Annotated in this window: 10 protein-coding genes and 1 pseudogene; 2 read left to right on the plus strand and 9 right to left on the minus strand. The window is 69.5% G+C overall.

The window, feature by feature from the left end; translation table 11 throughout:
* The 8 genes and pseudogenes from IJH84_RS22935 to IJH84_RS22970 all read right to left on the minus strand — a co-directional run.
* Nucleotides 1–701 (minus strand): annotated as a pseudogene (locus tag IJH84_RS22935) (F0F1 ATP synthase subunit alpha); the annotation flags it as partial.
* A 62-nt stretch (nucleotides 702–763) separates the two neighbouring features.
* Nucleotides 764–1,594: a F0F1 ATP synthase subunit delta gene (locus tag IJH84_RS22940; RefSeq protein ID WP_295148888.1), complete on the minus strand. Its 831-nt coding sequence runs from the start codon at nucleotides 1,592–1,594 to the stop codon at nucleotides 764–766.
* 70 nt (nucleotides 1,595–1,664) lie between these two features.
* The gene (locus tag IJH84_RS22945; RefSeq protein WP_200070307.1) at nucleotides 1,665–2,228 is read right to left on the minus strand and encodes a F0F1 ATP synthase subunit B; all 564 of its coding nucleotides are present in this window, start codon (nucleotides 2,226–2,228) and stop codon (nucleotides 1,665–1,667) included.
* A 30-nt stretch (nucleotides 2,229–2,258) separates the two neighbouring features.
* Nucleotides 2,259–2,516, minus strand: coding sequence for an ATP F0F1 synthase subunit C (locus IJH84_RS22950; protein ID WP_295148891.1), 258 nt, complete (start codon nucleotides 2,514–2,516; stop codon nucleotides 2,259–2,261).
* A 60-nt stretch (nucleotides 2,517–2,576) separates the two neighbouring features.
* Nucleotides 2,577–3,356 carry a F0F1 ATP synthase subunit A gene (gene atpB, locus IJH84_RS22955; protein WP_200070308.1) on the minus strand — a complete coding sequence of 260 codons (780 nt, stop codon included), beginning with the start codon at nucleotides 3,354–3,356 and terminating at the stop codon, nucleotides 2,577–2,579.
* 229 nt (nucleotides 3,357–3,585) lie between these two features.
* Nucleotides 3,586–4,047, minus strand: coding sequence for a hypothetical protein (locus tag IJH84_RS22960; RefSeq protein WP_200070309.1), 462 nt, complete (start codon nucleotides 4,045–4,047; stop codon nucleotides 3,586–3,588).
* Nucleotides 4,047–5,222, minus strand: a complete 1,176-nt coding sequence (locus IJH84_RS22965; protein ID WP_200070310.1) for a glycosyltransferase family 4 protein — start codon at nucleotides 5,220–5,222, stop codon at nucleotides 4,047–4,049. Before IJH84_RS22965 ends, IJH84_RS22960 begins: the two co-directional genes overlap by 1 nt.
* Nucleotides 5,223–5,454: 232 nt before the next feature.
* Nucleotides 5,455–6,105 (minus strand): L-threonylcarbamoyladenylate synthase, encoded by a 651-nt coding sequence (locus IJH84_RS22970; protein WP_295148895.1) that lies wholly within the window; start codon nucleotides 6,103–6,105, stop codon nucleotides 5,455–5,457.
* Between the two features lie 283 nt (nucleotides 6,106–6,388).
* Here IJH84_RS22970 and IJH84_RS22975 point away from each other — a divergent pair, with 283 nt between their 5' ends.
* Both IJH84_RS22975 and IJH84_RS22980 read left to right on the plus strand, forming a co-directional pair.
* Nucleotides 6,389–7,252: an alpha/beta fold hydrolase gene (locus tag IJH84_RS22975; protein ID WP_200070312.1), complete on the plus strand. Its 864-nt coding sequence runs from the start codon at nucleotides 6,389–6,391 to the stop codon at nucleotides 7,250–7,252.
* Nucleotides 7,253–7,487: 235 nt separating this feature from the next.
* Nucleotides 7,488–7,844, plus strand: a complete 357-nt coding sequence (locus IJH84_RS22980; RefSeq protein WP_200070313.1) for a DUF3817 domain-containing protein — start codon at nucleotides 7,488–7,490, stop codon at nucleotides 7,842–7,844.
* Here the strand turns inward: IJH84_RS22980 and IJH84_RS22985 are convergent.
* On the minus strand, nucleotides 7,820–8,255 hold a 436-nt coding region (locus tag IJH84_RS22985), incomplete at its 5' end, for a MarR family transcriptional regulator (protein WP_295148897.1). The genes IJH84_RS22980 and IJH84_RS22985 overlap by 25 nt on opposite strands.

Consider the following 8,255-nt stretch of genomic DNA (forward strand, 5'->3'; position numbering starts at 1 on the left):
ACGGTCGTGTAGGCCGAGGCGCCCGACTCGTCCAGCTGCCGCTTCACGCCGGCGATCGTGGAGCCCTTCTGGCCGATCGCGACGTAGATGCAGTGCACCTGCTTCTCGGGGTCGCCGCTTTCCCAGTTGCTCTTCTGGTTGATGATCGTGTCGATCGCGACCGTGGTCTTGCCGGTCTTGCGGTCGCCGATCAGCAGCTGCCGCTGGCCGCGGCCGATCGGGGTCATCGAGTCGATCGCCTTGATGCCGGTCTGCATCGGCTCGCGCACTTCCTGGCGCTGGACCACCGAGGCGGCCTGCAGCTCCAGCTGGCGCTGGGCGTCCGGCTTGACCTCGCCGAGCCCGTCGATCGGGTCGCCCAGCGGGTTCACCACGCGGCCGAGGAAGCCGTCGCCGACCGGGATGGACAGCACCTTGCCGGTGCGCCGGACCTCCTGGCCCTCCTCGATGCTCTCCGACTCACCGAGGATCACCGCGCCGATCTCCTGGGCTTCCAGGTTCATCGCGACGCCGTAGATGCCGCCGGGGAACTCCAGCAGCTCCTCGGTCATGACCGAAGGCAGGCCCTCGACATGGGCGATGCCGTCACCGGTATCGGTGACGACCCCGACCTCCTCGCGGCTGACCTCCGGGGAGTAGCTGGAGACGTACTTCTCGATCGCACTGCGGATCTCGTCCGACGAGATCGTCAGCTCCGCCATGTCTCGTTCCTGCTCTCGGTTCGTTCTCTGGGAGGAAGTTCTTCGCCGGCTGCGCCTCGCCGCTAGTCGGCCAGGTCGCGCCGAAGGGACTGCAAGCGGCCCGCGATGGTGCCGTCGATGACCTCGTCACCGATCCGGATCAGCAGGCCGCCGACCACGTCCGGATCCACTTCCAGGTGGACCGCGATGGGCCGCGAGTAGATCCGCTGCAAGGTGGCTGCGAGCCGCTGCTGCTGCTCGTCGGAAAGCGCCACGGCCGACCGCACGTGCGCCACCGACCGCTCACGGCGCTTGGCCGAGAGTTCCGCGAGCTCTTCCAGGCCCTCGCTGATCCGCCCGCCCCGCGGGTGTTCCACGAGCTGGCGCACCAGCGTCTGGGTGACCGGCTCGACCTTGCCGCCGAGCAGGTCGTCGACCACGGCCGCCTTGCCCTCCGGGGAACCGGCCGGGTCGGCCAGCAGCCGTTCCAGCGGCAGGTCCGCACCGATGATCCGGCCCAGCCGGAACAGCTCGTCTTCGACGGCATCCAGCCGACCGGCCCGCTCGGCCTGCACCAGCAGCGCCACCCGCGCCAGCCGTTCCAGGCCGCGGACCAGGTCCTTGGCGCTGGACCACCGGGCGCGGACGGCCTCGGTCACCACCGGCAGCGACCGCTGGCCGAGCTTGCCCGCCAGCAGGTCCTTGACCAGGTCCTCCCTGGTCCCGGGCGCGGTCGAGGCGTCGGCCAGCGCGCGGCGCAGGGTCGACTCGCGACCCAGCAACGCGGCCACGCCGAACAGCTCGTCGGCCAGACCGGTGATCTCCGCGGCCCCGGCCCCGTCGGTGGCCTGCAACAGCTGCAGCTCGGTGGCTGCCAGCGCGTCGCGGCTCGCGGCGTTCACGAGGGTGCTCAACTCTCCAGGGCCTTTCGCTCTCGGGGCACTTCCGGTGACCACATCATGTGCGTGCTCCTCGCACCCCTGCCTACCTGCCGGACGGTGCCGAACCGGACGGTGCGGAGGTGGACTCCAGCTCGTCGAGGAACCGGTCCACGGTGCCGCGCTGCCGGGTTTCGTCCTCCAGGGACTCCCCGACGATACGTCCCGCCAGGTCGACCGCCTGCCGTCCGAGGTCGGAACGCAGCTCCGCGATGATCTGCGAACGCTGCGCGGCGAGCTGGTTCTGGCCCTGCGTGACGATCCGCTCGGACTCCGTCTGCGCCTGAGCCCGCATCTCCTCGACGATCTGCTGGCCCTCGGCCCGCGCGTCGTCCCGGATCCGGGCCGCCTCGGCACGAGCCTCGGCGAGCTGCGACTTGTACTGCTCCAACGTCCGCTGAGCCTCCGCCTGCGCCTGCTCGGCGCGGGCGATGCCGCCTTCGATCCGCTCGCTGCGTTCCGCGTAGACCTTCTCGAAGCGCGGAACGGCGTACTTCCAGAGCACGAACAGCAGGATCAGGAAGGCGATCAGCCCGACGACGATCTCGGTCGGAGCAGGGAGGACCGGGTTGTGGCCGCCCGCGGCCAGCAACGTCTGCGTCTTCACCATGACGTCTCCCTACGCTTCAGTGCCGGATTGTCACGCGTTGGAGGCGATGAAGTAGATGACCAGGCCGATCAGGGCGAGCACCTCGACCAGCACGAACGAGATCCACGCGATGCCCTGCAGCTGACCCTGGGCCTCCGGCTGGCGGGCGGTGCCGTTGATGACCGCGGCCCAGATCAGGCCGACGCCGACGCCGGGGCCGATGGCGCCCAGGCCGTAGCCGATGGCGGCGAGACCGGGGTTCATGTTCGTCGCGGCTTCGGCGGCCTGCGCAAGAACGATGTTGCTCACTTTCACTACCTTTCAACTCGGTCCGCGCTCATGCGCGGATCGGAGGTCTTGGTCTTGCTCTCAGTGCTCCTGGGCGAGCGCGCTGCCGATGAAGTTGGCGGTCAGCAACGCGAAGATGTACGCCTGCAGCACTTGGATCAGGGCTTCGACGAACGTCAAGGCAATGGCGAAGGCGAAGGCGACGATCGAGACCGGCTTGAACGCCGCACCCGCCTCAACGAGCAGGTACTCCCCGCCCAGGGCGAACACCATCAGGATCAGGTGCCCGGCGAACATCGCGGCGAACACCCGGATGGCCAGCGCGACCGGCTGGGCGATGAACTTCTGGAAGAACTCGATCGGTGCGAGCAGCACGTAGATCGGCTTGGGCACGCCCGGGGGGAACATGACGTGCTTGAAGTAGCCGAGGAACCCGTGCCTGGCGAAACCGACCGTGTGGATGACCACGTACGCCACCAGGAACAGCGCCACCGGGAAGCCGATGCGCGACATGGTGGGGAACTGGATGAGCGGGATGATCCCGAAGATGTTGTTCACCAGCACGAACGTGAACAGCGCGAAGATCAGCGGTACGAACCGGCGGAACTCCTTGGCGCCGATCTGGTCCCGCGCGATGTTGTTCCGGCTGAACTCGTAGAGGAACTCGGCGACGAACTGGCCTTTGCCCGGCACCAGCTTCAGGTTGCGGGTGGCAACCAGGAAGTAGACGCCGATGATCAGTACGGAGAGTACGATCAGGATCATCGGCTTGGTGACGCCGCCGAAGATCGGCGGGAGGTCGAAAGCTTCCGCGCCCGGCGGTTGAAACTTTCCGCCTTGGGCCAGCACCAGCGCGCCCAACAGGGCTCCTTCCGGTTCTCCCGCGGTTCACACCGTCGGGCGAATCGTCATGATTTGCACTTAACGTACCTGATACGCGATCTGACACCTAAGTCGACCCCGTCACACGCGACATGTGCACGATCGGTGTCAGGTGATCACCCTCCGCACCAGGGCGACCAGGTCGAACCGGACGATACCAGCGGGTAACCCCATCTCCGGCACTACCCGCGAAGCACCGCCGAGACCGTCATTGACCAGGAACGACGACCGGGATCTTGGTTTTCCGGAACGCGACGACCTCGGAAGCGGCCCACACGATGATCGTGGCCAGCATGGTGAACGCCAGCGCGTAGGAGTGCAGGCCCTCGACTCCGCCGAGCAACGTCATCACGACCAGCAGCACCAGCATCTTCCCCATGTAGCCGCCGAGCGCGGCGACCATGACGAACATCGGGTGCAGCCCGCCGGTCCAGCGCATCAGGCCGATCGTGAGCAGCGACGACCCGAACGCCACCACTCCGCCGACCAGCGCGCCGAACACACCCGGCAGCCCTGCCAGCAAGCCGGAGACCAGGATCCCGAGCAGCACGACCACCACGCCCGGCCACACCGCGGTCCGCAGCATGGCGTCGGCCAGCTTGCGCACCGTCGCGGCGTGCGGGTTGCCCGCATCGGCGCCGTCGGCGCGCTGGTCGGTCGTCTCGCTCATCAGGCCCCTCGATCGGATCGCCACCGTTCGGCCATTCTCGGGATTGCGGAAATGATAGCGGCCGACAACACGCCCAATCCGACCACCCATGCCACGACCGCGGCGCTGAACAGCGTCAACGACACCGCGCCGAAGGCCAGCACCGCCGCCCACAGGTAGATGAGCAGCACCGCCCGGCGCTGCGAGTGCCCGATCTCCAGCAGCCGGTGGTGCAGGTGCATCTTGTCCGCGTGGAACGGGCTCTTGCCCGCGCGGGTGCGCCGCACCACCGCCATGATCAGGTCGAGCAGCGGCACGAACAGCACGGCGGCCAGCACCAGCAGCGGGGACAGCAGCGCGAGCGCGTCCTTGCCGCCGAAACCGGCGTAATCGGCCTTGCCGGAGGCCGAAGTGCTCGCCGTCGCCAGCATCAGCCCGATCAGCATCGATCCGGAGTCGCCCATGAAGATCCGCGCGGGCTGGAAGTTGAACGGCAGGAACCCCATGCACGCCCCGGCGATCGAGGCGGCGATCAGCGCGGGCGGGTAGGCGGTGACGTCGCCGCCGTGCTGCTGCAGCAGGCTCAGGCAGAACGCGCAGGTCGCGCTCGCGGCGATCAGGCCGATCCCGGAGGCCAGGCCGTCCAAGCCGTCCACGAAGTTCATCGCGTTGATCATCGTGACGACCAGCAGCACCGTGAGCAGCTGCCCCTGGTTGCTGTTGAGCACCATCAGCTGCCCGATGTGCCCCTCGGTGCCGCCCCACGGCACCCAGAAGCCGAACCACTGCACGCCGAACAGCACCAGGATCCCGGCCGCGGTGACCTGCCCGGCCAGCTTGGTCAGCGAGTCCAGCTCGAAGCGGTCGTCCAGCGCGCCGACCAGCACGATGACCCCGCCCGCCAGCAGCGCGGCGACCGCGTCCTTGGAGAAGTCGAAACCGCGTGAGAGCGCGGGCAGGTTGCTGGCCAGGAACATCGCGGCCAGCACTCCGCCGAACATCGCGACCCCGCCCATCCGCGGGATCGGCGTCAGGTGCACGTCCCGCTTGCGCGGGTAGGCGACCGCCCCCACGCGGATCGCCAGCAGCCGCACCAAGCCGGTCAGCAGGAAGGTCACCGCCGCCGCGGTGAGCAGCACCAACAGGTACTCCCGCGCGGGCAGGCCGGCGGGAGCCCAGAGCGTCGAATTGTCCATGGCGGTGCTACCCGCGCGGGCCGGCGGCCCGGTCGGTCTTCAGCCCCCGGAACGGCGTGTTCAAGCTCGGTGCTCCTCATCGCGTGGCACGTTGCGCATCCAGCACCAACGCTATCGGCACTCGGACGCGCCGCGAGCACCGGTCCGGATCAGCGAAGATCGATCCACTTCGGACGCGAGGAACCGGCGCGGGGGCCTTTCGCCCGCATGGCACTGGATCCGCGCACCGGGCTCACTGCGCGGGTTCGACCTCCACGCCCAGCACCTCGGCGAGCTGGTCGCGGCTGATCTCCCCCTCCCGCAGCACCCGCGGCTGCGACTGGGTGAGGTCGACGATCGTGGAGGCGACCGGCTCGCCGGACGGGCCGCCGTCGAGGTAGACGTCCACCGACTCGCCCAGCTGGTCCCGCGCTTCCTGCGCGGTGGCCGCGGGCGGCTGGCCGCTGCGGTTCGCGCTGGACACCGCCATCGGGCCGACCTCGCGCGGCAGGTCCAGCGCCACCGGGTGCAGCGGCATCCGCAGGTTCACCGTTCCCCGCGTGTTGCCCAGGTCCCAGGCCAGCGACGGGGCCTGCGGCAGCACCAGGGACAGCCCGCCGGGCCAGAACGCCTCGATCAGCGCGCGAGCCTGCCGGGACACCGACATGACCAGGCCGTCCACGGTGTTCCAGGAGCCGACCAGGACCGGCACCGGCATGTCGCGGCCGCGTCCCTTCGCGGTCAGCAGCGAGCCGACGGCTTCGGTGTCGAACGCGTCGGCGCCGATGCCGTAAACGGTGTCGGTGGGCAGGACGACGAGTCCGCCTGCTCGCACCGCGTTCGCGGCGGCGGTCAGGCCGGCCTCCCGGCCGTCCGGGCGGTTGCAGTCATGCACGGTGCTCACCCGGTCGATCCTGGCACGCCCGCCGCGCCGGGCTGCGGGCGGTGCCACGCCGATGCGCTGCGGGCATATCCTGCCGAGTAACACCCGCGCGGCGATGCAAGATCGAAAGGATGCGCTCGCCATCGGCGCGGGGCGCCGCAGGCACCGCTCGCGGCCCGGCAGCGCCGTCGCCGAGAACCGCACCGCAACGCGACCGTGCCGCGGAACGTCTCAGGCGAGTGAACGTCCGATTCGCGCATCCGGGTCCGCCCGCCGCAGCAAGCCAGCAGTCGAGGAGTGAGAGATGACCGCCCCGCCGCAGGGTGTCGAGGTCGACCACGTGGAGTTCCCCGCAGGCAAGATCCGCTACTACCGGGCGGGCTCCGCGGGACCGGCGATCGTGCTGCTGCACGGTGCCGGACTGGACAACGCGATGCTGAGCTGGCGGCACGCGATCCCGGTGCTGGCCGCCGACCACCGCGTCTACGTTCCCGACCTGCCCGGCCAGGGCGGCAGTCAGCCGTGGCACGGCCGGGCGAACCAGCGCACATTCGAAGAGGTGCTGCGCTGGCTGCTGGACGCGTGGAACGTGCGGGACACGATGCTGGTGGGGTTGTCCATGGGCGGCAGCATCGCCACCGGTTTCACGCTGCGGCATCCGCGCCGGGTGCGCGGGATGGTCCTGGTCAGCTCCGGCGGGCTGGTGCCCAAGCTGCAGAACCACGCGCTGAAGTACCTCGCCACGCGCGTGCGGTTCCTGGACCGCGGGACCAAGAACCTGCTGGCCACCAGGCGCGCAACGGTGCGCCGGGTGCTGGCCAAGCAGCTGTTCGCCGACCAACCGCAGGACATGGAGAGCATCGTCGACGAGGTCATCGCCGAAGCGCGCCAGCGCGGCTCGCTGTTCTCCGACTGGCAGCGGGACTCGGTGGCCCGCCGATCCATGCGGGTGAACCACCTGCCGCACCTGGACCAGATCGGCTGTCCGGTGATGCTGGTGCACGGCGAGCGGGACCGGTCGGTGCCGTTGTCGTCCTCGCAGACGGCGGCCGCAGGCATCGCGGACGCGCAACTGCGGGTGGTCCAAGGGGCGGGGCACTGGCCGAACCGCGAGCGGCCGAACGAGTTCAACGCGCTGCTCCGGGAGTTCGTGAACGCGCGCGGCTGACGGCCGGTGCCGCGGTTCGGCACCGGACCGCACGACCGGCGAAGAGCCGGAGCCCGAAGCAGTGTGAGCGCGCACACGCTGCACACTCGTAGCAGGTGGGGCCTGGGCCGGACTACTCGTCGAAGGCGGCAGCTACTCGGGGAACTGCTCGCAGCCGTGACGGCGGCGCCGAGTCGGCTCACCCGGCTCCCAGCACGGATCGGACGGCGCCTCCGGGCGCGAAAGGCGGTGGCAGGTGCGCACCTACGGAAGCTGGTTCCGCTTCGTCGCGGTCGCCGAGGCGTTCTCCTGGGCGGGCCTGCTGATCGCGATGCTGTTCAAGTACGGCTTCGGGTTGCCCGAGGGCGTGACGGTCCTCGGCTGGGTGCACGGCCTGGTGTTCACCGCTTACGTGGTGACTTGCTTGGTCGTGTTCAGCCCGCTGCGCTGGCCGTTCCGCACGCTGGTGCTCGGCCTGATCGCTTCCGTGCCGCCGCTGGCGTCGGTCGCGTTCGAGCGCTGGATGCATCGCCGCGGCCTGCTGACCACGCGCGAGTCGACGGAGCCGACCTTCTGGGGCCACGTCGGTCACGTGCTGCGAACCCTCAACTGAGCCGCGGCCGCCGCGGCACCACGGACCCAGAACCTCTGTTGTACTTGGCAGTCCGGACCGGTTCTCGTGGTCGAGTCAGCGGCGCAGCCGCTGAGCAGTGACCCCCGCGCAACAAGATCGAACCCACCTCCGCAGAAGTCCCCTGCAGCGTGCCGGACCTTGCCGAGGAGCTCGGTGAGCTGCTGGGTCTGCCGCTCGGTCACCCCGACCATCCCGAATTCGACCTCGTTGACCGACTCGGTGGCGCGCTTCATCAAGTCCCGGCCGTCGTCGGTGATCTCGACCAGCGTGGTGCGGCGGTCGGTGGGGTGCGGCACCCGGCGCACCAGCTTGTCGTGCTCCAGGCGGTCGACGATGTTGGTGACGCTGGTCGGGTGCAGCTGCAGCCGGTCCCCCATCACCCGCATCGGC

The organism is Saccharopolyspora sp. (assembly GCF_017434145.1).
GTDB classification, from domain to species: Bacteria; Actinomycetota; Actinomycetes; order Mycobacteriales; family Pseudonocardiaceae; genus Saccharopolyspora_C; species Saccharopolyspora_C galaxeae.

Excerpts from the sequence above, each read along its gene's own strand:
- IJH84_RS22945 (WP_200070307.1), bottom strand. The coding sequence starts at position 2,228 with ATGGTGAAGACGCAGACGTTGCTGGCCGCGGGCGGCCACAACCCGGTC.
- IJH84_RS22960 (WP_200070309.1), bottom strand. The coding sequence starts at position 4,047 with ATGAGCGAGACGACCGACCAGCGCGCCGACGGCGCCGATGCGGGCAAC.
- IJH84_RS22965 (WP_200070310.1), bottom strand. The coding sequence starts at position 5,222 with ATGGACAATTCGACGCTCTGGGCTCCCGCCGGCCTGCCCGCGCGGGAG.
- IJH84_RS22975 (WP_200070312.1), top strand. The coding sequence starts at position 6,389 with ATGACCGCCCCGCCGCAGGGTGTCGAGGTCGACCACGTGGAGTTCCCC.